This window comes from Oceanobacillus luteolus (assembly GCF_042678205.1).
Taxonomy (GTDB): domain Bacteria; phylum Bacillota; class Bacilli; order Bacillales; family Amphibacillaceae; genus Oceanobacillus; species Oceanobacillus luteolus.
In genome coordinates this window covers 216,063-242,706 of sequence record NZ_JBHUDE010000005.1, presented here as the reverse complement: position 1 = coordinate 242,706, position 26,644 = coordinate 216,063, and the positions used below count along the sequence as shown (strand labels likewise).

Annotated in this window: 25 protein-coding genes; 7 read left to right on the top strand and 18 right to left on the bottom strand. The window is 42.0% G+C overall.

The features are described from left to right. Nucleotides 1-9: 9 nt before the first annotated feature. The 9 genes from ACFSBH_RS01630 to ACFSBH_RS01590 all read right to left on the bottom strand — a co-directional run bounded on the left by ACFSBH_RS01630 (nucleotide 10) and on the right by ACFSBH_RS01590 (nucleotide 11,609). On the bottom strand, nucleotides 10-630 hold the full coding sequence (locus ACFSBH_RS01630; protein WP_251515776.1) for a TetR/AcrR family transcriptional regulator: 621 nt from the start codon (nucleotides 628-630) through the stop codon (nucleotides 10-12). Next, entirely contained in the window at nucleotides 623-1,570 is a 948-nt protein-coding gene (gene meaB / locus ACFSBH_RS01625; protein ID WP_251515746.1) for a methylmalonyl Co-A mutase-associated GTPase MeaB, read from the bottom strand. Before meaB ends, ACFSBH_RS01630 begins: the two co-directional genes overlap by 8 nt. A 252-nt stretch (nucleotides 1,571-1,822) precedes the next feature. After that, nucleotides 1,823-2,962: an acyl-CoA dehydrogenase gene (locus ACFSBH_RS01620; RefSeq protein ID WP_251515739.1), complete on the bottom strand. Its 1,140-nt coding sequence runs from the start codon at nucleotides 2,960-2,962 to the stop codon at nucleotides 1,823-1,825. A gap of 11 nt (nucleotides 2,963-2,973) precedes the next feature. Beyond that, nucleotides 2,974-4,107: an acyl-CoA dehydrogenase gene (locus tag ACFSBH_RS01615; RefSeq protein WP_251515737.1), complete on the bottom strand. Its 1,134-nt coding sequence runs from the start codon at nucleotides 4,105-4,107 to the stop codon at nucleotides 2,974-2,976. A 19-nt stretch (nucleotides 4,108-4,126) separates the two neighbouring features. Next, nucleotides 4,127-4,978: a 3-hydroxybutyryl-CoA dehydrogenase gene (locus ACFSBH_RS01610; protein WP_251515735.1), complete on the bottom strand. Its 852-nt coding sequence runs from the start codon at nucleotides 4,976-4,978 to the stop codon at nucleotides 4,127-4,129. Between the two features lie 25 nt (nucleotides 4,979-5,003). Beyond that, the gene (locus ACFSBH_RS01605; protein ID WP_379595709.1) at nucleotides 5,004-6,185 is read right to left on the bottom strand and encodes an acetyl-CoA C-acetyltransferase; all 1,182 of its coding nucleotides are present in this window, start codon (nucleotides 6,183-6,185) and stop codon (nucleotides 5,004-5,006) included. A 465-nt stretch (nucleotides 6,186-6,650) separates the two neighbouring features. After that, the gene (locus tag ACFSBH_RS01600; RefSeq protein WP_251515731.1) at nucleotides 6,651-8,753 is read right to left on the bottom strand and encodes a heterodisulfide reductase-related iron-sulfur binding cluster; all 2,103 of its coding nucleotides are present in this window, start codon (nucleotides 8,751-8,753) and stop codon (nucleotides 6,651-6,653) included. A gap of 748 nt (nucleotides 8,754-9,501) precedes the next feature. Then, entirely contained in the window at nucleotides 9,502-11,175 is a 1,674-nt protein-coding gene (gene argS / locus ACFSBH_RS01595) for an arginine--tRNA ligase (protein WP_251515729.1), read from the bottom strand. Then, on the bottom strand, nucleotides 11,172-11,609 hold the full coding sequence (locus ACFSBH_RS01590; RefSeq protein ID WP_379595706.1) for a YwiB family protein: 438 nt from the start codon (nucleotides 11,607-11,609) through the stop codon (nucleotides 11,172-11,174). Before ACFSBH_RS01590 ends, argS begins: the two co-directional genes overlap by 4 nt. Nucleotides 11,610-11,837: 228 nt before the next feature. Here ACFSBH_RS01590 and ACFSBH_RS01585 point away from each other — a divergent pair, with 228 nt between their 5' ends. Next, entirely contained in the window at nucleotides 11,838-12,416 is a 579-nt protein-coding gene (locus tag ACFSBH_RS01585; protein WP_379595704.1) for an NADPH-dependent FMN reductase, read from the top strand. A 640-nt stretch (nucleotides 12,417-13,056) separates the two neighbouring features. After that, nucleotides 13,057-15,078, top strand: a complete 2,022-nt coding sequence (locus tag ACFSBH_RS01580; RefSeq protein WP_251515723.1) for a transglycosylase domain-containing protein — start codon at nucleotides 13,057-13,059, stop codon at nucleotides 15,076-15,078. Between the two features lie 186 nt (nucleotides 15,079-15,264). On the opposite strand, the gene ACFSBH_RS01575 is transcribed toward ACFSBH_RS01580, so the two are convergent. The 3 genes from ACFSBH_RS01575 to ACFSBH_RS01565 all read right to left on the bottom strand — a co-directional run bounded on the left by ACFSBH_RS01575 (nucleotide 15,265) and on the right by ACFSBH_RS01565 (nucleotide 17,691). After that, the gene (locus tag ACFSBH_RS01575) at nucleotides 15,265-15,777 is read right to left on the bottom strand and encodes a YwhD family protein (RefSeq protein ID WP_251515721.1); all 513 of its coding nucleotides are present in this window, start codon (nucleotides 15,775-15,777) and stop codon (nucleotides 15,265-15,267) included. Nucleotides 15,778-15,881: 104 nt separating this feature from the next. Continuing rightward, entirely contained in the window at nucleotides 15,882-16,379 is a 498-nt protein-coding gene (locus ACFSBH_RS01570) for a YwgA family protein (protein WP_251515719.1), read from the bottom strand. Next, the gene (locus tag ACFSBH_RS01565; protein ID WP_379595702.1) at nucleotides 16,369-17,691 is read right to left on the bottom strand and encodes an HD domain-containing protein; all 1,323 of its coding nucleotides are present in this window, start codon (nucleotides 17,689-17,691) and stop codon (nucleotides 16,369-16,371) included. The genes ACFSBH_RS01570 and ACFSBH_RS01565 overlap by 11 nt, the downstream gene beginning before the upstream one ends. Nucleotides 17,692-17,771: 80 nt before the next feature. Here ACFSBH_RS01565 and ACFSBH_RS01560 point away from each other — a divergent pair, with 80 nt between their 5' ends. Beyond that, nucleotides 17,772-18,620: a lipoate--protein ligase family protein gene (locus ACFSBH_RS01560; RefSeq protein ID WP_379595700.1), complete on the top strand. Its 849-nt coding sequence runs from the start codon at nucleotides 17,772-17,774 to the stop codon at nucleotides 18,618-18,620. 346 nt (nucleotides 18,621-18,966) lie between these two features. Here ACFSBH_RS01560 and pta read toward each other — a convergent pair whose 3' ends face one another. After that, nucleotides 18,967-19,944, bottom strand: coding sequence for a phosphate acetyltransferase (gene pta / locus ACFSBH_RS01555; protein ID WP_251515713.1), 978 nt, complete (start codon nucleotides 19,942-19,944; stop codon nucleotides 18,967-18,969). A gap of 182 nt (nucleotides 19,945-20,126) precedes the next feature. Here pta and hemQ point away from each other — a divergent pair, with 182 nt between their 5' ends. The 3 genes from hemQ (at nucleotide 20,127) to ACFSBH_RS01540 (ending at nucleotide 21,928) form a co-directional block, all read left to right on the top strand. Continuing rightward, on the top strand, nucleotides 20,127-20,876 hold the full coding sequence (gene hemQ / locus ACFSBH_RS01550) for a hydrogen peroxide-dependent heme synthase (RefSeq protein ID WP_251515711.1): 750 nt from the start codon (nucleotides 20,127-20,129) through the stop codon (nucleotides 20,874-20,876). A gap of 264 nt (nucleotides 20,877-21,140) precedes the next feature. Then, nucleotides 21,141-21,599 (top strand): spore coat protein GerQ, encoded by a 459-nt coding sequence (gene gerQ / locus ACFSBH_RS01545; RefSeq protein ID WP_379595697.1) that lies wholly within the window; start codon nucleotides 21,141-21,143, stop codon nucleotides 21,597-21,599. A gap of 74 nt (nucleotides 21,600-21,673) precedes the next feature. Beyond that, entirely contained in the window at nucleotides 21,674-21,928 is a 255-nt protein-coding gene (locus ACFSBH_RS01540) for a hypothetical protein (RefSeq protein ID WP_251516198.1), read from the top strand. Here ACFSBH_RS01540 and ACFSBH_RS01535 read toward each other — a convergent pair. The 5 genes from ACFSBH_RS01535 to ACFSBH_RS01515 all read right to left on the bottom strand — a co-directional run bounded on the left by ACFSBH_RS01535 (nucleotide 21,923) and on the right by ACFSBH_RS01515 (nucleotide 24,985). Further along, complete coding sequence (locus tag ACFSBH_RS01535; RefSeq protein ID WP_251516196.1) at nucleotides 21,923-22,291, bottom strand: DUF423 domain-containing protein; 369 nt, start codon at nucleotides 22,289-22,291, stop codon at nucleotides 21,923-21,925. The two genes, ACFSBH_RS01540 and ACFSBH_RS01535, sit on opposite strands and share 6 nt — an antisense overlap. Before the next feature lie 13 nt (nucleotides 22,292-22,304). After that, the gene (locus tag ACFSBH_RS01530) at nucleotides 22,305-22,598 is read right to left on the bottom strand and encodes a YwdI family protein (protein WP_251516194.1); all 294 of its coding nucleotides are present in this window, start codon (nucleotides 22,596-22,598) and stop codon (nucleotides 22,305-22,307) included. An 81-nt stretch (nucleotides 22,599-22,679) separates the two neighbouring features. Further along, nucleotides 22,680-22,844, bottom strand: coding sequence for a hypothetical protein (locus ACFSBH_RS01525; protein ID WP_379595694.1), 165 nt, complete (start codon nucleotides 22,842-22,844; stop codon nucleotides 22,680-22,682). A gap of 125 nt (nucleotides 22,845-22,969) precedes the next feature. Further along, nucleotides 22,970-23,272, bottom strand: coding sequence for a phasin family protein (locus tag ACFSBH_RS01520; protein WP_251516191.1), 303 nt, complete (start codon nucleotides 23,270-23,272; stop codon nucleotides 22,970-22,972). A 60-nt stretch (nucleotides 23,273-23,332) separates the two neighbouring features. Further along, nucleotides 23,333-24,985 (bottom strand): ABC1 kinase family protein, encoded by a 1,653-nt coding sequence (locus ACFSBH_RS01515; RefSeq protein WP_379595692.1) that lies wholly within the window; start codon nucleotides 24,983-24,985, stop codon nucleotides 23,333-23,335. Nucleotides 24,986-25,156: 171 nt separating this feature from the next. On the opposite strand from ACFSBH_RS01515, the gene ACFSBH_RS01510 reads away from it, so the two are divergent. Then, nucleotides 25,157-26,503 (top strand): YjiH family protein, encoded by a 1,347-nt coding sequence (locus ACFSBH_RS01510; protein ID WP_379595690.1) that lies wholly within the window; start codon nucleotides 25,157-25,159, stop codon nucleotides 26,501-26,503. Nucleotides 26,504-26,644: the final 141 nt, after the last annotated feature.

The window sequence follows — 26,644 nt, the reverse complement described above, 5'->3', positions numbered from 1 at the left end:
CCTTCCCCTTTAGTTTTTCTTCATATGCAAGAGACCGTTCAGGTTAAGATTAATTTGGATATTCGCGTACTCTTCGATGGTGAAGCTTTTTTGTAAAATCCAACGGCGGAAAGCCCACATATGGCCCTGGACAAAAATATTGTTAGCCACAATGGCAGCCGCTGCTTCATCGAGGTTCGCGTAACTGGAAAGAATCAATTTCTCCAGCATGGCCACCATATCTTTTTCCTTTTTAAGTACGTATTTTCTCGTTTCTTTATTCAGTCCTTTTATTTCTTGATAAAGAACAAGGATCTCTTCTTGCATGTCATCCATTAATTGATAGTAAGAACGGATGACTGCTTCAACATTTTCCTTCGAGGGAGCGTCCAGTTTCATCGCTGATTCGAACCGCTCCTGCACCCCATCATAAATGTAGTCGCAAACTAAAAATAAAACGTCTTCCTTTTTGCGGATATATTCGTACAGCGTACCGATACTGAATCCAGATTCTTTCGCGATTTCCCTTGTCGTTGTCCGGTGGAAACCTTTCTCTTTAAAAAGCCGTATCGCACCCTGAATCATTTGATTGCGGCGTTTTTTAATCAGGTCCTCATCTTTTACGGAGGAGATAATTTGATTCTTATCCATCACCACTGTGGTCTCCCTCCTTCTTCCATCTTGTATACCAATCCTTCGCTAAACGATATGGGTCAGCATCCGCTTCAATTGGCTGGAAATGTTTCCTCGCCTCCACAAACTGTTCCACATCCCGCCAAATTTCATCTCGGATCAGTTCATACACTTCCAGTTCTTGCTGCATCGTCCGTTTACGTTTACCTTCTTCAGTACGATACAAGTAGTCATGATGTTCTTTAATCTTCATCCAAAGCTTATCGATGCCTTTATTTTCAGTTGTTATTGTCTTTACAATCGGTGTTTCTCTTTCTTCCGTTGCGGTGATCATCACCAGCTCTTTGAGTAGTGCTTTTAACTTCCCAAATCCATGGAGATCTGCTTTGTTGATGACAAAGAGGTCCGCGATTTCCATGATGCCTGCTTTGAAAATTTGCAGCACATCTCCGCTGTTAGGAGTAAGCACGACTGCGGTTGTATCAACAATTTTCATAATATCAAGTTCAGATTGTCCGACACCGACCGTCTCGACTAGAATGACATCGAATCCGTAAGCATCGCATATTCGCACCGCATCCTTCGTAGCTCGGGCAAGGCCGCCCAGACTGCCACGGGTGGCCATACTCCGGATAAACACTCCTTCATCGAGAAAATGTTCATTCATCCGGACCCGATCACCGAGGAGTGCACCACCGCTGAACGGACTCGTAGGATCGATTGCGATGACAGCGACGGTTTTTCCCTCATTCCGGATTTGGGTAATGAGCCGGTTTACGAGGGAGCTCTTACCTGCGCCGGGTGAGCCGGTAAGTCCGACATAGACAGCATGTTTTTGCTGGCTAAACACGTCGCTTAATAGCTCGAGCTTTTCTGGGTGGTCGTTTTCCACCATTGTGATAGCTCGGGCAAGGGCACGAATATCCTTTTGTTTGATCCGTTCAACTATTTCATGCATTTGGTTCTTCCTTTCAGTTGGTTTCATTCTGTGTGATTCTCCCCCGAGGTCCGCAGTCCAAATACCTCTCGCTTTTCGCAGGCGGCCCGTAAGCCTCCTCGCTGCGCTGCGGGGTCTCACTCTGGCCTATCCTTCCGCAGGAGTCTCGAGGTATTTGGACTGCTCCGAGGGAATCCCATTTTACAGTGATCTTTATTTGATTATTAATAGAATAGCTTTATATAACCTAGTATGAAACCGTGACCCACTCAATTACTTAGTCACTGTGCGTCCGATGACGAGGCGTTGGACTTCTTGGGTGCCTTCGTAGATTTGAGTGATTTTTGCGTCGCGCATGTAGCGTTCTACTGGGTAGTCTTTTGTGTAGCCGTAGCCGCCGAAGATTTGGACTGCTTCGACTGTGATGCGCATGGCAGCGTCACCTGCGAATAGTTTGGACATGGCGGATTCTTTGCCATATGGTTTGCCATTGCTCTCAAGCCATGCAGCTTGATACGTTAATAAGCGGGCTGCTTCTACTTCGGTTGCCATATCTGCTAGTTTAAAAGAGATTCCTTGGTTATGGGCAATTGGTTTTCCGAATTGTTCTCTTTCCTTTGCATAATTAATCGATGCATCTAATGCGCCTTGAGCAATTCCAACTGCTTGAGCTGCAATACCATTGCGGCCACCATCGAGGGTAGTCATCGCAATTTTAAAACCTTCCCCTTCTTCCCCAAGAAGGTTTTCTTTAGGGACTCGGCAGTTTTCAAAGATTAATTCTGTCGTCGGGGAGGAACGGATTCCCAGTTTCTTCTCTTTTTTACCAAAGGAGAATCCTTCTGTTCCTTTTTCCACGATGAATGCGCTGATTCCTTTATGACGTGCATCTGGATCAGTTTTTGCAAACACGATATAAATATCAGCGACACCGCCATTTGTAATCCATACTTTATTTCCGTTCAATACGTAAGCATCGCCATCTTTTTTAGCGGTTGTTTTCATTGCGGCAACGTCACTTCCAGCACCTGGCTCCGATAATGCATAAGCACCGAGCGCTTCACCTGTAGCTAATCGGTATAGGAAATTTTTCTTTTGTTCTTCATTCCCATACGCATAAATCGGCCAGCTGGCAAGGGACAAATGAGCCGATAGCGTTACGCCCGTCGAGGCACAGACTCGGGATAATTCTTCAACTGCGATACAGTAACTCACAAAGTCGGAACCAATTCCACCGTATTCTTCAGGCCACGGGATTCCAGTGAGTCCTAGTTCTGCCATTTTATCGAATATCTCCCGGTCAAAACGTTCTTCTTCGTCACGCTCAGCAGCCGTCGGTTCCACTTCCTTCACGGCGAAATCGCGAACCATTTTCCGTAACATTTCCTGTTCTTCTGTCAGTTGAAAATTCATTCTGTCTCCCCCTAATTCAGTAAGTTTTTTGCGATTACGATATGTTGAATTTCGTTTGTTCCTTCATAGATTTGCGTCACTTTTGCTTCACGGAAAAAGCGTTCTACCGGATAATCTTCGGTATAACCATATCCGCCATATATTTGAACCGCTTCAATAGCTGTCTTCATTGCCGTATTGGATGCATACATTTTCGCCATAGATGCTTCCTTACTGTGCGGCAGATTCCGTTCGGCAAGATCGACCGCGCGATAGATTAATAGTTTTGCTGCTTCAATTTGCGTCGCCAAGTCAGCTAATTTAAAGGAGATGCCTTGATTGTGGGCAATCGGCTTTCCGAATTGTTCCCTTTCCTTCGCATAATCCACAGCATGTTCAAAAGCTGCTTCCGCGACCCCTAACGCTTGGGCGGCAATTCCGATGCGGCCAAAATTCAAGTTAGCCATGGCAATTTTAAAACCTTCCCCTACTTCTCCAAGAAGCTGTCCTTTTGGCACTTTGCAGTTGTCAAAACTTAACGTTACTGTTCCTGTTCCGTGCAGTCCCATTTTCTTCTCCGCTTTACCGATAGAGAGTCCTAGCGTGTCTCTTTCGATAATAAAAGCGCTGATTCCTTTATTCCCCTCGCCCGTTCTCGCGAATGTGATAAATGTATTGGCTGCTATACCGTTTGTGATGAATAATTTAGACCCATTTAAAATATAGTCGTCGCCTTCCAGCCTAGCTTTCGTTTTAATATTCGCTGCGTCAGACCCGGCACCTGGCTCGGTAAGGGCAAATGCGCCGATATATTCACCAGAAGCAAGCTTCGGAATGTACTTTTTCTTCTGTTCTTCACTACCAAACTTTAGAATCGGATTCGTACCTACCGAAGTATGGACCGATAAAATGACACCTACACCAGCACTTGCCTTGGATATTTCATTAATAGCGATGATATACGATGTGTAGTCCATCCCTGTTCCGCCATACTCCTCAGGGATTGGAATCCCCATTAAACCGAGCTCACCCATTTTACGGATAATCTCTATAGGAAAACGATCTTCCTTTTCCATTTGCTCAACCGCTGGGACAATTTCATCTTTGGCAAAATCACGGACCATCTTCCGCATCATTTCCTGCTCTTCAGTGAACGTTAAATCCATCGTAGTAACCTCCAAGGTGTTAGTCGTATACATAGAAACCACGGCCTGATTTCTTACCGAGCCAACCTGCCTTCACATACTTCCTAAGTAGCGGACACGGGCGATATTTGCTGTCTCCAAAACCTTCATATAGAACTTCCATAATATATAGGCACGTATCCAAGCCGATAAAGTCCGCAAGCGTAAGTGGTCCCATCGGATGATTCATACCCAGCTTCATCACCGTATCAATATCCTCAGGCGTTGCTACTCCTTCATATACGGCGTAAATCGCTTCATTGATCATCGGCATAAGAATGCGGTTTGCCGCAAAGCCAGGAAAATCAGCAACTTCAACAGATGTTTTTCCGAGCGCTTCTGACATCTTCGCGATCGTTTCATAGGTTTCATCACTCGTTTGAATTCCACGAATCACTTCCACCAGCTTCATGACTGGAACAGGATTCATAAAATGCATGCCAATCACTTTTTCCGGCCGTTTAGTTGCCGCTGCGATTTCTGTAATCGGCAAGGATGAAGTATTGGTCGCTAATATCGTATGTTCTGGTGTGATTTCGTCCAGTTCACGGAACACCTTTGTTTTGACATCCATATTTTCAACAATCGCTTCAATTACGAGATCACAACTTTCAGCATCTTTAAGCGATTTCGCTGGCTGGAGTCGCTTCAGGGTAGCTGTTTTCTCGTCTTCGGTGATTCTCTCCTTATCCACTGCCCGGATAAGGAGTTTCTCAATATGTTGAAGACCTTTTTCAATAGCTTCTTGGTTGGCATCATATAAAAGAACATCGAAGCCAGCCTGGGCATTTACTTGGGCGATCCCCGAACCCATCTGTCCTGCTCCAATGACCATTACTTTTTTGATTGTCATGTGTTCTTCCTCCCGAATGAAGTTTCTATTTTACTTCGATTAAGATCGCGTCACCTTGGCCGCCGCCACTACAAATTGCCGCAATTCCAAGTCCGCCGCCACGACGCTTCAATTCGTGGATCAACGTGAGGATAATCCGCGCTCCACTTGCACCAATTGGATGTCCAAGTGCAACTGCACCACCGTTAACATTCACTTTATCCATATCAATTCCAGCAATTTGGCTACTTGCCAAGGAAACGACCGCAAACGCTTCGTTGATTTCAAACAAATCGATATCGTCTTTCGTATAACCTGTTTTTTCTAAAAGCTTATTGATGACGATACCTGGAGTTTGTGGGAAATCTTTCGCTTCCACCGCTACTTCAGCGTGACCAAGAACGGTTGCGAGCGGGTTAATTCCCAGCTCCTCTGCCTTATCATCACCCATGACAACAAAAGCAGCTGCTCCATCATTGATACCTGGTGCATTTCCTGCAGTTATCGTTCCATCAGGATTAAAAGCTGGACGCAGTTGCGCAAGTTTTTCTGCACTTGTATCTTTTCGTGGTGCTTCGTCTGTATCAACAACGATTGGGTCACCTTTACGTTGTGGAACTTCAAGTGGCACAATTTCATCTTTAAATTTTCCGGATTCAATCGCTTCTACTGCAAGTTTGTGGCTGCGATATGCCCAGTCATCTTGTGCTTCACGGCTTACATTGAATTCATTTGCAGTCGAGTTTCCGTAATTCCCCATATGGACGCCTTCAAATGAACAAGTTAGTCCATCGTGAATCATCATATCGACGACCTGCTTATCCCCCATGCGATTTCCCCAGCGAGCATCTTTCAGGATGTATGGAGCATTGCTCATGCTTTCCATACCCCCTGCAACAATAACGTCTTCATCACCAAGACGGATAAGCTGATCCGCAAGCGTCACTGCGCGAAGGCCGGATGCACAGACTTTGTTGATTGTTTCTGTTTTCACTCCCCATGGAAGCCCTGCTTTTCTAGCTGCTTGACGAGATGGAATTTGACCTTGACCACCTTGTAAAACTGACCCCATAATTACTTCATCTACTTGTTCACCATCAATTCCAGCTTGCTTCACCGCTTCCGAAATCACTTTTCCCCCAAGATCAGATGCTTGAAAAGCTTTTAAAGCACCCCCAAATTTTCCGAATGGTGTCCTTGCTCCAGATACGATTACCGTTTTTCTCATAATAATCCTCCTTTAAAATATATTAATATCAAGCTTGCGATTGAACGCTCGCTCAAGTGTTGGTTGTAAAGAAAGAGGTATAGGGTTTATACCTCTTTCTATTGTACTATTAGGCTAAAGAGCAGAATTTCTGCATGTCTGAGTAGTTTTGTTCAATAGCCACGTCCAGCTCCAGTGAAGCATCGACTTGTATATCTTCATGAATCTGCTACTTTGTAATACTCCGTGCAGCTTTGCGAGGAGTGCCGCTACACCGACTAAGCTTGCAACACGACGAGCATTGGGACTATCAGACTTCCCAAACCTCATGACACGATAAGTCAACATCGACTCTATGTTTAGGAGGGCCGACTAAGTACGGGCTAAAGCCCAACGTCGGCATACCCCTAAAGGGGCATGTTTCCTTTATCTCCTGCGGTTCGGTCCAGTCTGTACGTCCCTAAACGGGCACTTTCGCTTTTGAGCTTAGGCAGTCTTTGCTTCTTCTTCCTTGAATACAGAGATTGCTAGAATTTCTGCAACATCCATGGTACTGATGTCTTCATCGACTTCTTTTGCTTTCGTTCCATCACTGATCATCGTCAAGCAATATGGGCATCCAGTGGAAATCATCGATGGGCTGACGGCTAAAGCTTGTTCCGTACGAGCTACGTTGATGCGGGTTCCAGTCGTTTCTTCCGTCCACATCAAGCCTCCACCGGCTCCACAACACATTCCGTTCTCTCGGTTACGGACCATTTCCACCAACTCCAAACCTGGAATTGATTTTAGGATTTCCCTAGGTGGGTCATAGACACCATTATATCTTCCAAGATAACATGAATCATGATAAGTTAGGCGTTCATTAATGCTTCCCTTTGGCTGTAGGCTGCCTTCCATGATAAGATCGTAGAGTAGTTGAGTGTGATGATACACTTCTGCCTCAAAGCCAAAGTCCGGATATTCATTCTTAAATATATTATATGCATGCGGGTCGATCGTGACGATTTTCTTCACATCGTATTTTGTAAACTGTTTGATGTTCTTTTCAGCAATTTCTTGGAAAAGGAATTCGTTTCCAATTCGACGAGCCGTGTCTCCTGAGTTTGCCTCTGTATTTCCTAAAATCGCAAAGCTCACTCCAGCTTTATTCATCAGTTTCGCAAAAGCGATGGCAATCTTTTGGCTACGGCTGTCGTACGCACCCATCGAGCTTACCCAGAACAAGTATTCAAAGTCTTTTCCTTCTTTTTTCAACTCTTTTACTGTCGGAATATAAACTGACTCATCTTCTTCACGCCATTTGATACGGTCTTTTTTCGATAAGCCCCACGGATTCCCTTGACGCTCGATGTTTTGTACCGCACGTTGGATGTCGGAATCCATTTTCCCTTCCGTCATCACAAGATAACGGCGCAGGTCGATAATTGTACCAACATGTTCGTTATTTACAGGACAAGCATCTTCACAGTTCCGGCAAGTCGTACAACCAGAAAGCTCTTCAGCTGTAATGACATCGCCTACTAAACTCATATTTTGAATCGTTTCTGCAGCTTCTCCGCCTGCACTTGCTTGGTTTCCAGCTGCTCCGGCGAATGCATAGCTCGGAACCCATGGAGATTTTCCGGTTACAGCTGCTCCTTTTTCCGTTAAATGGTCACGGAGCTTGATCATAATATCCATTGGGGAAAGCATTTTTCCTGTTCCTGCAGCTGGACAGACGTCCGTACAGCGACCGCATTCCACGCAGGCATAAAAGTCAATCATTTGGAACTGCTTGAAGTCCTCGACCTTGCCTACCCCAAAGGAAATCTCTTCGTCTTCATCTTCCTCATCGATATCAAAATCAATCTTTTCAAGCTTACCAGGCACTTTCTTACTTAAGAACACATTGACTGGTGCCGCAAGCAAGTGGAAGTGCTTGGATTGTGGAATATACACTAAGAACGCTAAAAGGGTTACCGTATGGACCCACCATGCAATGAAAAACAAGACCATCGCAGCTTCTGGCGATAAGAAGCTAAAGGTGGATGCTACTAAACTTGCAACAGGCTCTGTCCATGCAGTTGCGCGCTCCTCCCAGAGCATGAGCATTCCATTTCCAAATAACACGGAAAGCATGAGTGTGCCGATAAAGATAAGTACGACCCCAGCTTTAAAGCCCCTTTTCAAGCGGACAAGCTTTTCCATGTATCGGCGATAGAAGGCCCAAACAACCGCCACGAGAATCATCAATGTGACAAGCTCTTGGAAAAAGACGAATCCTGGGTATAATGGACCGAACGGCAAATGGTTTCCAGGTGACAATCCTTTGATGAACATATCAATTGCGCCAAATTGGACAAGGATAAATCCGTAAAACATCATGACATGAATGATTCCCGATTTTTTGTCCTTCAGCAATTTCGATTGTCCAAACACAATCTTGCCTACTCGCTTCAAGCGTAACTTAACTTCGCCATCAAACTCTGACTTCCTCCCCAGTTTGATGTAGGCTATTCTAGTCGTAACAACTCTAGCAAATAAATAGATTGCATAAATCGTTACAATTAAGAATGCGATCCAGTTGATGATAAGAAATGTATCCATTTATATGCTCCCCCTCTTTTTTATTTATTCAGAATGATAGCGATTTCATAATGTGCTAAAAAAATTTGATGGCAACTGGGGATGATACAATATTTGATATGTACCGCCAGTTTAGAAAATTCTTTACTACTACTTTATAGGTGAATGACCATTCAGTCAATAGATTTGTATAAATAAAATTATTTTATTATTTGGAGATTAATACAGATTACTAACCTAATGTACTCAAAGAATTTCTTCTGACGGTCCGCAGCCCCCGATACACCTTCGCTTTCCGTGGGCGGCTTTGTGAGCCTCCGACGCACAGGACGTGCTAGTGCAGACGTTGCCACAGGACGTGGCGTTCTTAGTCTGCCTCAGGCGCAAGCGCCTTGTGGGGTCTCACCGATGCCTCTGCTCCCACAGGAGTCTCCGGTGTATCGGGGGCTGCTCCCAGGTATTTCTGTTATTTAGCGTAATGAATAAATTTACTTATCTAATTCATACGATATTTTTACTTACAAGTAGCGCTATTGCCTTATATAATCAAAATGCCATTATTGATTTTAGCAGAGAGCAGTCCAAATATCTCGAGACTCCTGCGGGAGGAAAGGCTTAGGGGAGACCCCACAGCGAGCTTGCTCGCGAGGAGGCTTCCCAGCCGCCCGCGAAAAGCGAGAGGTATTTGTACTGCGGACCTCCAATAGGAATGAAGCCCAAAAAAGCCAAATCATCCCCCCCTAGGAAATGATTTGGCTTTTTATTTAAATTACATTTTTTCTGGTGCAGTTACACCAATTAGATTCAATGCATTGGCGATGGTAATTCGGACTGCTTTCATTAAAGCTATTCTTGCAGTTGTACGTTCTTGAGCGTCGGCATCGAGTACTTTTTCAGCGTTATAGAAGCTATGAAGTAATGATGCTAGCTCGAACACGTAATTTGTTAGACGTTGTGGTGCATGTTTTTCCGCCGCGTCAGCGATTGTTTGTGGGAATTCACCAAGTTTCTTTAATAAATCCTGCTCTTTTTCAGCTGTTAAAATTTCAGGATTAAACTCCGCATCAACATCAAAGCCTTTATTTTTCGCCTGCTCCAACATCGTACAGATCCGAGCATGGGCATATTGTACGTAGTATACCGGGTTTTCATTGGACTGGGAACGTGCAAGGTCCATGTCAAAATCAAGCTGGGAATCGTTCGAACGGGAAACGAAGAAGTAGCGCGTCGCATCAATGCCCACTTCGTCCATCAATTCACGGAGGCTGACCGCTTTTCCAGTACGCTTACTCATGCGGACCTTTTCGCCGCCTTCGAAGAGATTCACCATTTGAATGATTTTTACATCAAACTTGTCTGCTGAATATCCTAAAGCTTGAATTGCAGCTTTCATCCGGGCAACATAACCATGGTGGTCAGAGCCCCAAACGTTAATGATTTTATCAAAACCACGATCTAATTTATTTTTATGATACGCAATATCTGGAGTCAGGTATGTGTAACTGCCATCTTGTTTGATGATGACACGGTCTTTGTCGTCTTCACCGAATGCGGTAGACTTGAACCACGTTGCCCCATCTTTTTCATAGACGTAGTCCCCTTCTTCCAGCTTCTTGATCGCATCCTGAATCTGATTATCTTCATAAAGAGAACGCTCTGAAAACCAATTGTCAAACTCGACTTGGAAATCTTTTAAGTCGCGTTCAATGTTTTTCAAGGAAGCTTTTAAGCCATATTCCTTCATATATTCCAAACGCTCTTGATGGGATTTCTCCAGCCATTTATCGCCGTCTTCTTCAATAATCGCTTTTGCCATATCGATAATGACTTGACCATGATAGCCATCTTCTGGCATTTCGACATCTTGACCGAGTTCCTGTAAATAACGCGCCTCAACAGATAAACCGAGATTATCAATTTGGCTTCCAGCATCATTGATATAATATTCCCGTTCAACATTGTATCCAGCTGCATCGAACACATTACAAAGCACATCTCCGTAAGCCGCTCCACGCGCATGACCAAGATGCAGGTCTCCAGTTGGGTTCACCGATACGAATTCCACTTGTACCCGTTCCCCATTTCCGGCATTCGATCTGCCGTAATTTTCCCCTTGTTCCAAGACCGTTGGAATAATTTGTTGCAGGAAGTCATTTTTCATGAAGAAGTTGATGAATCCTGGTCCAGCAATTTCAATTTTTTCAATGGATGCTTCTTCTTGATTGATTTCCTTCACGATATCGTCCGCAATTTGTCGTGGAGCTTTTTTAGCAATCCGGGCTAGTTGCATTGCGATATTCGTTGCAAAATCACCATGGGATTTATCTTTTGGTTTTTCCAAAATCACTTCAGGAAGCTCTTCCTTGCTAGCAAGTCCTGCTGTAAGCACTGCTTGAGCAATTTCCTGTTTCAGCTGCTGCTCTGTTTGTTCTAATACGTTCATTCAGAGTCCTCCTCTTTAATAAATAGCTCTAACATATGATTTCTTTCATCCTGTCCGTTTAACTTCACCGTATATTTCAGTCTCAATCGCGCAGATTTACTAGGTTGAAGCTGTTCATACACGATTGTATTTGTAAAAGTTTCCATATGGATGTTGCCATGGGGATGTTTGTAGACATTCTCCGTCAACTGTCCAAGACGAAATTGTTGATGCATGGAGACTGCCCCACTTCGTTTAATCGATACTTTTTCTTGTTGAATCGTAATCATCGTAGTGATATCCATATCATCAACTTTTTCTTTATAGGACAAGACATCCCTTCCAGCACTCTGTATAAAGACACCATTGGCCTTTACTGCGTTCATTTCTTTATCGGCAGCATCTTGAATCGTCGTCTTCAATTCAACAGCTACTCGTTTTATTGGCTCATTCATGTTATCGACTTTCCTTTTTAGATAATGTGACTATTATATCGATAAAATAGCAAGCTTATCAATAAAAATATGTATTGTTCCCTATTCTACGGAACTTTTCAAACAATTTTTGATTTATGTTGGATAAACAACAAAAATGAAAAACCATTAGTTTCCGGCAGTTTAATTATGTACTAGGATTGAATTACAAGCAAATACAACAAAACAAATTACTTAGGAGGAATACAAATGGTTAAGATTGGAATTATTACAGGAAGTACGAGACAAGGAAGAGTAAATACACAAGTGGCAGAATGGGTGAAATCCATTGCCGACAAAAGAACAGATGCGGAATATGAATTAGTGGATATTAAAGATTATAACCTGCCACCATTCAACGAGCCAGTTCCAGCGATCATGTCTCAAGATTACCAAGCACCGGAAGCGAAAGTCTGGTCAAAAAAGATTGATGAGCTTGATGGATTTGTTTTCATTACACCGGAGTACAACAAAGCAATCACTTCATCATTAAAAGATGCAATTGATTACCTCTATCCTGAATGGAATAACAAAGCAGCAGGAATCGTCGGCTACGGATCCACCCTCGGCGTGACTGCAGCAAACAATCTGCGTTTGGCATTATCTGTTCCAAAAGTGGCGGTAGTTGGTACACAACCGGGATTAAGCTTATTCACTGACTTCCAGGATATGAGCGTATTCAACCCAGCACCGTATCATGAAGCTACAATCAACACCATGCTGGATGAAGTTGTTACATGGTCTACGGCATTGAAAACAGTTAGAGAAAAAACAGCTGTGGAAGTATAAGGTAATTCAATCCAACTCTAGTAAAAGTTAAGGACACGAACGGAAGAGAATACCTCTTGCTCGTGTCCTTATTTGGTATATAAGAACGGAATGATAGGCGGAAGCTATTCATTCGTGTACTTAGAATGCTTGTAAGAACATGAACCATGGGAGAATTTTTTTGTTCATGCTCTTAGAACACTTGTAAGAACATGAAGCGCAGTAAATTCTTCTCATTCGTGCTCTTAGAATACTTATAAGTACACGAACTGCGGAAAATTATACTCGTTCATGCTCTTAGACTACTTATTAGAACACGAAGCGCAGGGAATTCTTCTCATTCATGTTCTTAGACCACTTATAAAAACATGAACCGCGGGAAATTCTTCTCGTACATGCTCTTAGAACGATTATAAGTACACGAACCGCGGTGATTTCTGCTCACTCATGCTCTTAGATCAATTACAAAAGCACGAAGCATAAATAATTCTCCCTAACTCATGCTCTTAGACTACTTATTAGAACACGAACGGAGTGAATCATCCTAAGCTGAAGCTCTTGCACCATTCTCATTCCTAATAGAAAACAAGGGATTATTGTTTATTTTCTCCCTAATTTTCCCATACTGGATGAAAAGCGAGTATTAGGGGAGCTGGAAGAAGTGAAAAGGCGAAAAAAACGATTGCCAAGAATTATATTCAAGTTAGGTTTTTACATGGTTGCAGTCGTCCTCTTATCTGTAATTGGATTGCTCGGGGTAAGTTACTTGATGGGACCTCCGCCAATGAGCACCGAACAAAACACAATGATTTATAGTAATAACGAAAAGATAATTGGTGTCGAGAGCGCTTTTGAAAACCGTTTTTGGATAGAGCTTGATGACATTTCCGATAAAGTAATTGCGACAACCATCCTCATTGAGGATAAACATTTTTATGATCACTTTGGATTTGATATTAAGCGGATCGGGGGAGCGATTTTAAAAAATATCCAGACCGGTTCGCTGCGCGAGGGTGCCAGTACCATTACTCAACAGCTTGCTCGGAATCTCTATTTAACCCATGAAAAGACATGGGTACGTAAGCTGAAGGAAGCATTTTACACGATTCAATTGGAAATGCACTATACAAAAGATGAAATATTGGAAGGTTATTTAAATACCATTTATTACGGACATGGAGCATATGGAATTGAAACAGCGAGTCAATATTTTTTCGGGAAATCCCAAGAAGATCTCTCTTATGCCGAGGCGGCGATGTTGGTTGGAATACCTAAAGGTCCAACCCACTATTCCCCCTTTAATAACGAAGAGAAGGCCGTTGCAAGGAAAGACTTGATTCTCAAGACCCTCTGGCGTGGAAATGTGATTGACGATGCGACTTATTATATGGCAGCTAATGAAAAACTGGAATACGATTCAAATGGAGAAAAGATGATCCAAGAGTTTGCCGGACACTTTCTTGATCAAGCGATCAGCGAGGCGGCTGGCATCCTTGAACTGCCTGAGGAAGAGATACGTTCAGGTGGATATCGGTTATATACAACACTCGATGAGGACCTCCAGACCGAGTTGGAAGAAGTGATACCCGAGGTGATTCCAGAAGATACAGAACTTGAAACGGCCATCTATTCAATGGATATCCACACGGGAGCGGTGCTCGCCCTATCAGGAGGTAAAAATTATCGTAATAGTGAGTTCAACCGGGCGACGAGTGCGGAACGTATGCCAGGATCAAGCTTTAAACCATTTTTATATTACACCGCTCTGGAAAGCGGTTATACCCCACTTACGGAACTGATGAGCAAGCCGACGGCATTCAGATTGAACAACGGTGAAATATACGAACCGAGTAATTTCAATCATTATTACGCTTACGAACCGATCAATCTCGCTCAAGCGATTGCCCTTTCTGATAATGTTTATGCGGTACGGACGAATATCTATTTGGGGACCGATCGTTTAGTGGAAACGGCGAAAAAATTCGGGATTGATGGTGATCTGCCATCCGTCCCGTCCCTTGCCCTAGGCACAGCGGCGGTATCTCTGGAGGAATTGGTTAACGCTTATAGCATGCTGGGGAATGGCGGGAAAGAAACTTCGCCCTATACGATAGAAAAAATTATCGATAAACATGATCGAGTAATTTATGAAAGAGAGCAGCCGCGCCAGAAGCAGGTATTGAATGAGAAGACGAGTTTTATTTTGACCCATCTGTTAAGTGGGATTTTTGAGCCAAAGTTGAATGGTTATATGCCGGTTACAGGTAGCCCGATTTCCAATCAATTGTCGAGATTATATGCGGGTAAGTCCGGTACCACTGCCTCGGATAACTGGATGGTTGGTTACAGCCCATCCATAGCAACAGGGGTTTGGACAGGATATGACGATAACCGGACGATTGAATTGGTACAAGAGTCAACTTATGCGAAAGAAATTTGGGCCCGTGTCATGGAGGCAGCCCATAAGGACCAGCCTCAAGAAAACTTTCCAGTTCCAGATGGCGTCGTTGGTGTTCCGATTGATTTGGAAACCGGATTGCGTGCTACTCCCTACTGTGGAGAGAATATAATCATGTACTTTGAGGAAGGTACAGAGCCAATGGATTATTGCGAGCCACAAATCAATCCTGACCAAGAGGAAGATGGATTTTTCAAAAAGTGGTTTCAAATGTTTTTCGGCTGAACCGCCCGAATTGAATAGGTTTGTTACAAAAAAGAAACCAACGAGCAGCGAGTGTCCAGCTCAGCTACTGTTGGTTTCTTTTTTGTCCTAGTAAAAATGTCCATTTAAATATATTTTACAAATTTCTACCTTAAATCACAACTTTTTAACGTTTTTTTACTTTTTTCGTCACATTTTGTTCAAATCTCACTGTTCAAACGCTTGTTTTAATTCATCTGTTGAGTTATTCCACATCTCTTCGTTAAATTCAATGAGATAATCCCGTAACAACTTTTTCGAATGTTCATCCATATGGTCGATGACGATTTTATTTTTTAGTGACTGCTCCATATGTTTCACATGCTCTGCCATTGATTTGTAGGCGCGCTTGATTTCCCGGTCGACGCGGATTTCACTGCCGGCAACCCCTGCATAATACGTGCCTTTCTCATTACGATCAAGGTTCACCCAAACGATCCAATACAGCTTACCATTTGGTACCTCTTCTTTATTTCGGATCCACTTTACGCGGCGCTCCACTTCACTGCGGGCATGCATCGCTCCCATATCAACGTACGCTTTATTCTCATTCGGGTCGACGATGACAGAAGACATATTTTCTAAGCTGATTGCCCCCACTCCGTATCCTCCATGTCCATCAGTTGAATCATCTTTTATAATCGTAAATCTATTTTTCTTTTTTTCTTGATCATTTGTCATTGTCATTACTCCTTTCACTCTCTAATTGACTCCTATAAAAAAGCAGGACAGCAGTGTTTCCTGTCCCACATCATAATGGGAAAGGCATTATTCCTTTATCCCAATTATAACTCACGAATCTGTGTAATAAACTTATATGCTTCTTTTATCTCTTCATCCGAGAAGTTTTGTTTCGGTTTCACTTGGTGCAGTTTTTCTACTTGTTCAAGCTGTGGTAAATCTTCGAAGTATAAAATAGTAGAGACAAGTTCAAGAAAACGCGAGCTTTTTGATTTCAGCAAATCCACTTTTTCCATCATATCCGGCATGTCGAGCGTGAATTGCTTCAAGAAATTCTCGCCTTCCGGTGTGACGTGATAACAATACTGGAAGTAGTTCGCTTTATCTTCCTTTGTTTCGGTAAGAAATCCAAGGTTGCAGAGCTCTTCGACTCGTAACGTCAACTCTTCCGAATAGGGTCCATAGAAATGAAATTGATATTTCTCCTCAAATGGACAGTCGGCTTTTTGTAAAATATAGATCATCTTCTGCAATTTCTTTCGGCCGGTTACTTCATTGGCAACACAAAAAAAGTGAATCAATTTTGCGTGTTTAATTAACATTTTTTCTACTCTCTCCTTGCCCGTAAAGAATGTCCATAATTTGTTGTTTTAATCCGTTGTCTGTGAGGGCCTTCAGCTTGTCCAGTGGGAAATACAATTTGTGGTCTGTCCGTTTTTTCCCGGAAATCGATTCAACAATATCGGAATGCCGAGATAATTCTTTCAAGCTTCCATTCGGCATTTGCAAGTGGATCGGCAGCCGCTCTTCCTCTTCTCCCGGCCGGTAAAAGTCATACGGAAGATCGGAGGATGAATCTACAACTAGATAGTATTCCGGCTCAATTCCTGCTTTCATAAATAACTGCGTAAGCTCCAGAAGATCATTAATTTGTAAGTTCGGATTGAACTCGACATATTTGAAAAGCCGGCGATTCATAAAACGTTCGCACAGGTCGCTTAGAATCTCGTCCTCTTCCTCTTGCCAAAGTTGGAAGTAATATTGGACAACCGATTCATCCAGTTTCAAATAATCTTCTAAGGAAACATCTTCCTCAAAGAATGAAATGAAATGAATAGGTTCTAATTTAAACGTATACCCTACATCTTGATATAAATGTTTCGCACGGTGAAGTATTTTCGATAAAATGACTTCCGCACTGCGTGTGACAGGATGGAAATATACTTGCCAGTACATTTGATAGCGGCTCATAATATAGTCCTCCACCGCATGCATACCTGTAGATTTTATGACGACCTGATCTTCGATTGGACGCATGACACGGAGGATTCTTTCCATATCAAAATGACCGTAGCTGACACCAGTGAAATAAGCATCACGTTGCAAGTAATCCATCCGGTCTGCATCAATTTGGCTGGAGATGAGACTGACGACTAATTTATCTTCATACGTTTTTCCGATTACGTCTGCCACTTTACGCGCAAAACCTGGACTGACTTTCTCCAAAATTTCATTTACTTTCGTATCGCCCACAATGATGGCCTGGGTGAAATACTCATGATCGAGCTTGAAAACTTTTTCAAAGGAATGGGAAAAAGGTCCATGTCCAAGGTCATGAAGCAATGCCGCACAAAGGCAGAGTAACCGTTCCTCATTGTTCCAATGTTCACGGTCTTTGAAGTTATTGAGGATTCTCCGGACAATTTCATAGACTCCGAGGGAATGGTTGAAGCGGCTATGTTCTGCACCGTGGAAGGTCAGATGCGTCGTTCCTAGCTGTTTAATGCGCCGTAATCTTTGAAATTCCGGGGTCGCAATCAGATCCCATATGACACGATCCCGCACATGCACATAGCGGTGCACTGGATCTTTAAATACTTTCTCCTCTGATAATTGATCATCTTTATATGCCAACTTTTCCACCCGTTTCTTTTGGTGATTATTAACTTATTATATAATACAATTGGATAGGAAAAAAGGATAAGGAGAAAACTATGAAAAAATGGGATGAAATTATAAGTTATGAAACTTTTCGTTATATAGATCACACTGCTCTGCATGAATTTGAAGGGAAACCTTATACAGCAATGACTTCTTTTGCGATAGATGATGCGATTGCAACTGCAGTGAGCAACGGCGCATCCCCTCCTGCCTTTCGCCTATGGAAGCATCCGAGTACCATTGTGTTGGGAATTCCGGACGGGCGTCTACCTTTTCTGGACGACGGGGTCGCCTACTTGCAGGAGCAAGGGTACCGAGTCATTATCCGTAATTCTGGTGGACTTGCGGTAGCATTGGACGAGGATGTGCTTAATTTGTCCTTGGTATTACCAGATGTACAGCATGTTTCCATCCACGATGCATATGAAGCGATGTATCATTTTGTCCAGCATATGTTTCAAGATTTGACAGGAGAAATCGAAGCTTATGAAATCGTCGGCTCCTACTGTCCTGGGGACTATGATTTAAGTATTAATGGCAAAAAATTTGCCGGTATCTCCCAGCGTCGAATCAAGGAAGCTGCAGCGACACAAATTTATTTGGATGTACGTGGCAATAGCCAACAGCGCGCCCGTCATATCCAAGAGTTTTATAGGCTGAGTAAAAGAGATGAAAGCACGAAGTTTGTATATCCTGAAGTTGTTCCAGAAGTGATGGGGTCTCTATCCGATCTGCTCGACCACCCGCTGACAGTTGATGATGTGAAAGGTCGAGTATACCGCGCATTAGAGAATTTGAGCGAAGAAATTATCGTGCAGGAGTTCTCGGAGCAAGAGAAAGCAACATTTGAAAAGCGCTATGAGCAAATGCTGAAGCGAAATGAGCGGATTGACCAGCGTTAATGCCTGGAATAAGATAAAGCAGCTTTATTTTCCTGAACAATCCATGTAGACATGGATTAGGGAAAGTAGAGCTGCTTTATTTGACTGAGCACATCTTGTAAGCGGGATTTCAGGAAAGTAAGACCACTTTATTCGACCGAGCACTTCTTATAAGCGGGAATTCGGGAAAGTAAAGCCACTTTATTTGCCCGAACGCTCCTTGGAAGCAGGGTTTCGGAAAAGTAAAATCTCTTTATTTGACCGAACACTTCCCAATAGCAAGTTTCCAGGAATTTAAACCAGCAACGTCTAAGCAAAACAAAAACACATGTAACCAACTGCTGGTTCCATGCGTTTTGATATGATATTAACTTTCCAATGCTTGGGCTGCTGTGATGATTGCGAGCTTGTACACGTCATCTGCGCTGCACCCGCGGGATAAATCATTGACGGGGCTGTTAAGTCCTTGCAAGATTGGCCCAACTGCTTCAAAACCACCTAGGCGCTGGGCAATTTTATAGCCGATGTTTCCCGCTTCAAGGCTTGGGAAAATAAATACATTTGCATCTCCTTTGATGACCGAATCTGGAGCTTTTTTAGCTGCAACACTTGGTACAAAGGCAGCATCGAATTGGAATTCTCCATCGATGACAAGATCTGGGTTAGTCTCCTTGGCTATCTGTAGCGCATCGATTACCCGCTCTGTCTCTTCTGACTTCGCAGAGCCTTTTGTAGAAAAGCTTAACATGGCAACTCGCGGGTCGATATTAAAGAGCTTCGCAGTCCCTGCAGTTTCCACTGCAATTTCAGCAAGGTCATTTGCATCTGGTGCAATATTGATGGCACAGTCGCCAAATACATATTTTTCCTCATTTCTGACCATAATGAATACACCAGAAGTTTTCTTCACCCCAGGCTTTGTTTTAATGATTTGCAGTGCCGGGCGAACGGTGTCTGATGTAGAGTGGACGGCGCCACTTACTAGTCCATCCGCTTCATTTTGATAGACAAGCATCGTTCCAAAATAGTTCTCATTCTTTAGAACCTCACGAGCTTGTTCCGGCGTAGCTTTTCCTTTTCGACGCTCAACAAAGGATTCTACCATTTCTTCAAAAGCTGGATAATGATTAGGAGCGATTATCGTACAGCCACTAATATCATATGACAGGGAATTTGCTTTTTCCTGGATGGCACTTTCTTCACCAATTAAAACAGGTGTCAGCAGTCCCTCTTTACTTAATTTCGATACTGCTTCCAAGATTCGCTCGTCCAGGCTTTCTGGAAAAACAATTTTCTTGTCTGCAGAAGTAATTTTATGTTTTAACTCTTGGAATAAGTCACTCATTGTAACGCCTCCATTATGATGTCTTACCTAATATTTTACGGTATTTGGCTAATGAATGAAAGAAATAACCACTGATTTGACCCGATATTTGACAAAGGTTTGACAGCTACAGTTATAAGATGAATTACATATGGTAGTTATGCTATATTGAAAGCAGATTCAATTATGTTAGGAGAGATAGAATGGCTGAAGCAGTAGTAACAATGGATGGTTGGTGCAAACTACATGATACACGCACTTTTGACTGGCCATCATGGAAAATGATCGCAGAAGAAGAACGTAAAGCAGCAATCAATGAATTTCAGGAAATCATGAAAAAATGGGATGCTGTTGAAGAAAATAAAGAAGGAAGTCAATCTGTCTATAAAGTGGTCGGCAATAAAGCTGATCTGTTATTTATTTTCCTACGTCCTACAATGGACGAGCTGGAAGAAATCAAACGAGATATTAATCGTTCTAAGCTGGGGGATTTCCTTATCCCTGCATACTCTTATGTATCCATCGTGGAAATGACTATGCATAATCCGATGCAAGAAGGAAAAGACAGAGAGCTTTCCCCAGCGGTGGAAGCAAGATTGAAACCGATTCTGCCAAAATGGGAATACGCATGTTTCTATCCAATGGCTCGCCGTCGTGAGCAACATGCGAACTGGTTTGAAATCTCCAAAGCGGAACGTACAAGATTACTTTATGAGCATGGAATGACTGGCCGCAAATATGCTGGCAAAGTGAAAGAAATCATCAGTGGTTCCATCGGTTTGGATGAATGGGAATGGTGTGTCACTCTATTCGCCCACGACCCACTTCAGTTCAAAAAAATCGTATACGAAATGCGTTTTGATGAAGTGACGACTAAGTTTGCCGAATTCGGTGACTTCATAATCGGAGCATACCTACCTGAAGAAGATTTTGCAGGTTATTTTGAAGTTTAATATGAAGTTAGTCTATAAAAAAACCTTCCATCTTAAATGAAAAGATGGAAGGTTTTTTGTCATCATTTCGCCCAAATGACATACATATAATTAGTGAATGATACATCTGAAGAGTAAAGTCCAACTGGCAAGCATGTTAAATGGAAAATAACCTTGTTTCTGATTGCTTGCTTCAGGATTAAACGGCGTTTAGTATGGCTAGTTGCACACTGGCCAACAGTCTACCGTATTGTATTCTTTTGTAAAGACGAGGAGGTTTTACATGTGAGTGAGGAAAAAGATGTGAATCAAGAGCAGCAAAGTTTTTATGGTCATCAGCAACAGCAAAGCACATATTATCCACAACCATTCTACTCCTATTATCCAACATACCCTTTCAGACAAATGACACCTATGGCACAACAGCAACAGCAGCAACAACAAACTGCTGGAGGTCAAGGTATGCTGCCGCTAGAGCAATCTTATATTGAAAATATTTTACGCTTGAATCTTGGTAAAACGGCAACTGTTTATATGACCTTTGAAGGAAATAATAGCCGGTCATTCACTGGGGTTATTGAAGCTGCGGGAAGAGACCATATTATCTTAAGTGAGGAAGGAACAGGTCGTCGCGTACTACTATTGATGGTTTATTTGGATTATGTCACGTTCAATGAAGAAATTAATTACAACTTGCCTTTCGGACAATCCAGCCAGCAATTCTCTCAATTTCCACCGAGATAGACACTGTTTAATAGAAAAAAGGATGGCAATTTATCCATTTGCCATCCTTTCATCCTATAAAGGGGGCGAACCTTGTGCGGCATACCTATGAAAGGATTTTACAGCTTGAGCTCATTACGTTAGGATTGTCGATTGTGCTTGGCTTCATTTCCCTTTTTAATGGTTCCCTTTTCTTTCTTTTTTTTTCACTTTATATGCTTGCTCTTAGTTTAGCTTGTGACGCATATAGTCATCAATTTACTACTTATCGCAACATGCAAGGCATCAAGCAATTAGTCCGCGCAGCCTTGATCGTTATTCTGACGACTATATTCATTTTTCATTTATAAGTATTTAACAATTGCTGTACCGAGCAGAACCCAGCCGATCAGGAAACACACTCCACCGATTGGAGTAATCATCGCAAACGTCCGGATTGCTGTGGTGGAATAGATATACAAACTTCCTGAAAAAATGATAATGCCGGCAAGGAACAGCCAACCTGCCCACGTCAGACTTGCCGCCTGGAATTTTGTCATCAACAATCCAACCGCAAGAATTGCTGCGGTATGGAACATTTGATAGTCAACAGCTTTTCCCCATGTGTCTAGTTGCTTTTCAGTCAACTTCCCTTCCAATCCGTGAGCCCCAAAGGCTCCTAAAGCAACTGCCAAAAATCCGTTGATAACTCCCGCTAATAATAATATTTTCATCTCTCTGTCTCCTTTAAAAGTCAAAAATTGAATCGCCATTTGCTCCATCATGATTGATGGTGGGGGACGGTTTTGTCTCTATTACGCTACTCTTCTTTTCTCCGAGCATCGCTTTTATTTCCTGTTCTGTAAAAGAAGTGTGTGCACTTTCTGCTGAAGGTGCAGGCTTCGAATCTTCCTCAAGAAACAGTTCACATAACAATTTGATATGATTAATATGCTGCAGAAAAGCTTTTCGATCATGTTCAGCTGCTTTTGCTGAATGTAGTTCTTTCTGCATTTTATTTAAAATCGTTTCATTCTGCATGATTTATTTCACTCCCGATTATAGGTTACTATAATTATATCACGCACATATTTTTACACAAAAAAAAGCCCTAGTATATTACTAGTGCTGCTGCCGTACTGAAATATTTATATTGAGGGTTTCCTTTGTTTTTTGTTCTTCCACATGACGATTGTAAAGCCAGCATAAAAAATCCAGTTCCTTTTGCTCCAGCGTTCTGCCAAGTTTTTCTGCCGTTTCCAAGCAAAATTTCTCATAATCTTTCAAGCTTTACTACCCCCTCTACCACAAGGTTCCATCATTATGTATATTATAGAGCACATCTTTTGCTTTTTCAAGAACTTTTCTGAAAAAAGAGAACTGAATGACGATTCATCCAGTTCTCCTATAATCTACTCATTATTACCTAGCCTTGACTCTAAATCGGTTATACGCGCATGAAGAGATGCAATGTCTTCTTTCGTTGCCAGGCCAAGCTCTTCCGCTGCTTTACGTTTTTGTTCTTCTGATTTCATTGTCCATTCTTCGGTTTTCTTCTCGCCTTTATTAATGAATTCATTCATCATCTGTTTAGCTTCATCTTTAGAAATTTCATTTTTTGAAACAAGTTCATCCAACTTTTTTTCTAATTTTTCCTTGCCGGCAAGTGCAGCACCTAACCCAAGCAAGAAACCTTTCCTTAAGTAATCACTCATCATTTACACCCCCTTTTATAAGAAATAGGTTATAACCTGTTATGCTAAACCCCATGTCGCTTACGTTTTTGATTTTTTACTCTTAATCATTCTACGATGGAACAATAATAAGATATTCAATAAAATGAAAAAAATACCGGCGATACTCCAACCGAAGTAACGGATAAAGACTACATCCATAGAGAAACTATAAATACCAATTATTATCCCTAATACTACCATTATAAAAGAAAATGTCTCAAGCAGTAGATAGTATTGGTGTTTCATTTTAATATGGAACTTTTCCTTATCCCATACCCGGTCGCGCTCCCCGCTTTCAAGAAAATTCAACAGGGCCCTTGGATAAGAAAGGAGTGGGTCGGTTGCATTCTTCACGTACTGTTTCGCCACCGATTCGATAATACTCGACTTTCCAAACCAATCCCTTATTCTATCTTTACCCCATTTCACGATATCTATATCAGGATTTATCGCAAAGAGGATGCCAACGACGATGGATATGGCACGAAGTAGATACGCATAGTCCGCCGGAAGCTGAATCGGCTGTTCTTGCACCATTTCCGTCACTTCATCAAATAACTGGTTGATCGTTTGGCTGTTTAAATTCTTTAACGACCCATCCGAGTATAACTCTACAGCATCACGCATGACTTCTTTAATTTTTTTCTTGTCTGCATTCGGGAGAAGGAAGTTCATTTTATCTAAAGCATCGACGACAATATCGTAATTATCTATGATGAATCCTTGAACGAGCAGCTTGAAGTATTCCGTATCTTGTTTCTTAATTTCTCCAACCATCCCGAAATCGATGATGGCAACTGTTCCATCCTGTTGCAAAAGAATATTACCTGCATGCGGATCGGCATGGAATTTACCAGGATTTAAAAATTGGTCCACATAAAAATCAAATAGCGCTTTCGAGATGACTTGCCTGTTCAGCCGGTGCTCCCGATAAAATGCTGCATTCGTAATCTTTTCCCCATGAATCCACTCCATCACAATCACACGTTTGGTAGAGTATTCTTCATAAAATTCAGGGATATGAATGTTTTCCATATCGGCATAACGTTCTTTAAAGTACTTGCCAAACTCCACTTCCTTTTTGTAATCAAGCTCCCGCTCCATCACTGTGACAAGCTCGTTATAAAGTGCTTTTAAATCAGCTTTTTTCCCGAAGGTGGTAAACACTTTAAGGATCCAAAATACCATCCGCATGGCGACAAAGTCTTTATGGAAAATTTCTTCGATACGGTGGCGCCTTACTTTAATCGCGACTTCATTGCCATTGTTCAAAACTCCATAATATACTTCACCGATGGAAGCAGAGGCGACGGATTCTTTTTTAATATAGTTCATATGTTCATAAATATTTTCTCCCCAGTCTTCCTGGAGAATTTTTTCCGCATATTCAAAAGGCATCGGCGGGACGTGATCGACCAATTCACTCAACTCTTCAATGAAGACATCAGGAAGAAAGTCTTTTCTCGTACTTAAAAATTGCCCGACTTTAATCAACACACCACCAAGTCGTTCGGCTTTTTTCCGATAATCTCTTGCCAATTTTGCAAGGAGTATGTTCCACTTTTCATTCGTTTGTTCATCCCAAACTGAATGAATAAATAAGAAAAGGTAAATTCTAAAAATAAATTTAAGCGTTAGTGAGACGATAACTAAGTAGCGATATAAAAAATTATACTTAAACAGTTTGCGCAAATGGACCACCTCTACTTACATCTTCCCTAATTTCACCTTATCTTATCCTATTCACATAAACAAATCTTAAAGGCAAGAAGTGAGAATTAATGGAAAATAAGATAACCTATTGCATGTTTTTCCGGACGGCTGTATAATTATGCAGTACGTTGAATATTGGAGGATTTAATCATGTTAAAAGAATATACATTAAAGAACTATTTATTATTTATTATCCCATCTATAATTGGAATTCTACTATTTATTACGCCTATTTCGGTCGCTGATGGTACAACCATTCCAATTGCATTTTTAGCAGGGCTTGTAGAAGATGGGCTAGCTCCTTATTTGTCGCTCATCATGATGCTGATCATCGTCATTACAGCAATCTTAACTCTACTTGGATTTGCGACGAAAGGAAAAGCATATGCGAATACTCCTTTCTTCCAAGGATTGTTCACAACTTCCCTGTTCTGGACAATTACCCGTGTAGTAGCAGCAGTTTTTGCAATCATGGTTTACTTTGAGCTTGGCCATGAGATGTTTTACAGCGGTGATACGGGTGGAACGTTATTGCATGGATTATTGCATACATTATTCACAGTGTTCCTGTTCGCCGGTTTATTTTTACCGCTCCTCACGAACTTCGGTTTATTGGAGTTCTTTGGAGCATTGATGACAAAAGTGATGCGCCCATTATTCAGACTTCCAGGTCGCTCTTCCATTGATGCACTTGCATCTTGGGTCGGTGATGGAACAATTGGGGTACTACTCACAAGTAAACAGTATGAAGAAGGTTTTTACACGAAACGGGAAGCTACCGTAATTGGTACTACATTCTCGATTGTATCGATTACATTTTCTTTAGTTGTTTTAGCAGAAGTTGGTCTGCAGCATATGTTTGTCCCTTATTATTTGACGATTGTATTTGCTGGATTCGTTGCAGCGATCATTATGCCGAGAATACCACCACTTTCACGCAAAAAAGACGACTATATCAATGAGAGCAATGAGCCCATCGATGAATCTATCCCTCAAGGATATAATTCAGTTACCTTTGGATTGAAAAACGCGTTGGAACGTTCAAAAACAGAAACGAATGTATTTAAATTCTTTAAAGAAGGCTTTCAAAATATATTAGATATGTGGATGGGTGTTGCTCCAGTCGTTATGGCTTTCGGATTAATCGCTCTAATTATTGCAGAATACACACCATTTTTCAGCTGGATTGGAGCACCATTTATTCCATTGCTAGAACTGATGCAAGTACCATATGCAAAAGAAGCATCTGAAACGATATTAATTGGTTTTGCTGATATGTTCCTGCCAGCAATCATCGGTTCTGGCATTGAATCTGAAATGACACGATTCATTATCGCAGCATTATCTGTCACTCAATTGATTTACTTGTCAGAAGTCGGAGGATTACTGTTAGGGTCGAAAATCCCAGTTACCTTCCTTGATTTGGTTTTCATTTTCTTATTACGTACGATCATTACGTTACCAATCATCACTTTAATTGCACATTTCTTATTTTAAACACGGAAAACCAGGACATACAAAGGCAGTTTCCTTTGGACATCCTGGTTTTTTTATGTTATTCATGATTCCTGAAAATGGAGCGGTGTTTGTTCCATTTAGTAATCATCTCCATTATGAACTTGGGGCTTATTCCACGGC

What these genes read in the sequence shown, in the direction of transcription:
- ACFSBH_RS01630 (WP_251515776.1), bottom strand. Translation starts at nt 630, where the DNA reads ATGGATAAGAATCAAATTATCTCCTCCGTAAAAGATGAGGACCTGATT.
- meaB (WP_251515746.1), bottom strand. Translation starts at nt 1,570, where the DNA reads ATGCATGAAATAGTTGAACGGATCAAACAAAAGGATATTCGTGCCCTT.
- ACFSBH_RS01620 (WP_251515739.1), bottom strand. Translation starts at nt 2,962, where the DNA reads ATGAATTTTCAACTGACAGAAGAACAGGAAATGTTACGGAAAATGGTT.
- ACFSBH_RS01615 (WP_251515737.1), bottom strand. Translation starts at nt 4,107, where the DNA reads ATGGATTTAACGTTCACTGAAGAGCAGGAAATGATGCGGAAGATGGTC.
- ACFSBH_RS01610 (WP_251515735.1), bottom strand. Translation starts at nt 4,978, where the DNA reads ATGACAATCAAAAAAGTAATGGTCATTGGAGCAGGACAGATGGGTTCG.
- ACFSBH_RS01605 (WP_379595709.1), bottom strand. Translation starts at nt 6,185, where the DNA reads ATGAGAAAAACGGTAATCGTATCTGGAGCAAGGACACCATTCGGAAAA.
- ACFSBH_RS01600 (WP_251515731.1), bottom strand. Translation starts at nt 8,753, where the DNA reads ATGGATACATTTCTTATCATCAACTGGATCGCATTCTTAATTGTAACG.
- argS (WP_251515729.1), bottom strand. Translation starts at nt 11,175, where the DNA reads ATGAACGTATTAGAACAAACAGAGCAGCAGCTGAAACAGGAAATTGCT.
- ACFSBH_RS01590 (WP_379595706.1), bottom strand. Translation starts at nt 11,609, where the DNA reads ATGAATGAGCCAATAAAACGAGTAGCTGTTGAATTGAAGACGACGATT.
- ACFSBH_RS01585 (WP_379595704.1), top strand. Translation starts at nt 11,838, where the DNA reads ATGGTTAAGATTGGAATTATTACAGGAAGTACGAGACAAGGAAGAGTA.
- ACFSBH_RS01575 (WP_251515721.1), bottom strand. Translation starts at nt 15,777, where the DNA reads ATGACAAATGATCAAGAAAAAAAGAAAAATAGATTTACGATTATAAAA.
- ACFSBH_RS01570 (WP_251515719.1), bottom strand. Translation starts at nt 16,379, where the DNA reads ATGTTAATTAAACACGCAAAATTGATTCACTTTTTTTGTGTTGCCAAT.
- ACFSBH_RS01560 (WP_379595700.1), top strand. Translation starts at nt 17,772, where the DNA reads ATGAAAAAATGGGATGAAATTATAAGTTATGAAACTTTTCGTTATATA.
- pta (WP_251515713.1), bottom strand. Translation starts at nt 19,944, where the DNA reads ATGAGTGACTTATTCCAAGAGTTAAAACATAAAATTACTTCTGCAGAC.
- hemQ (WP_251515711.1), top strand. Translation starts at nt 20,127, where the DNA reads ATGGCTGAAGCAGTAGTAACAATGGATGGTTGGTGCAAACTACATGAT.
- ACFSBH_RS01535 (WP_251516196.1), bottom strand. Translation starts at nt 22,291, where the DNA reads ATGAAAATATTATTATTAGCGGGAGTTATCAACGGATTTTTGGCAGTT.
- ACFSBH_RS01530 (WP_251516194.1), bottom strand. Translation starts at nt 22,598, where the DNA reads ATGCAGAATGAAACGATTTTAAATAAAATGCAGAAAGAACTACATTCA.
- ACFSBH_RS01520 (WP_251516191.1), bottom strand. Translation starts at nt 23,272, where the DNA reads ATGAGTGATTACTTAAGGAAAGGTTTCTTGCTTGGGTTAGGTGCTGCA.
- ACFSBH_RS01510 (WP_379595690.1), top strand. Translation starts at nt 25,157, where the DNA reads ATGTTAAAAGAATATACATTAAAGAACTATTTATTATTTATTATCCCA.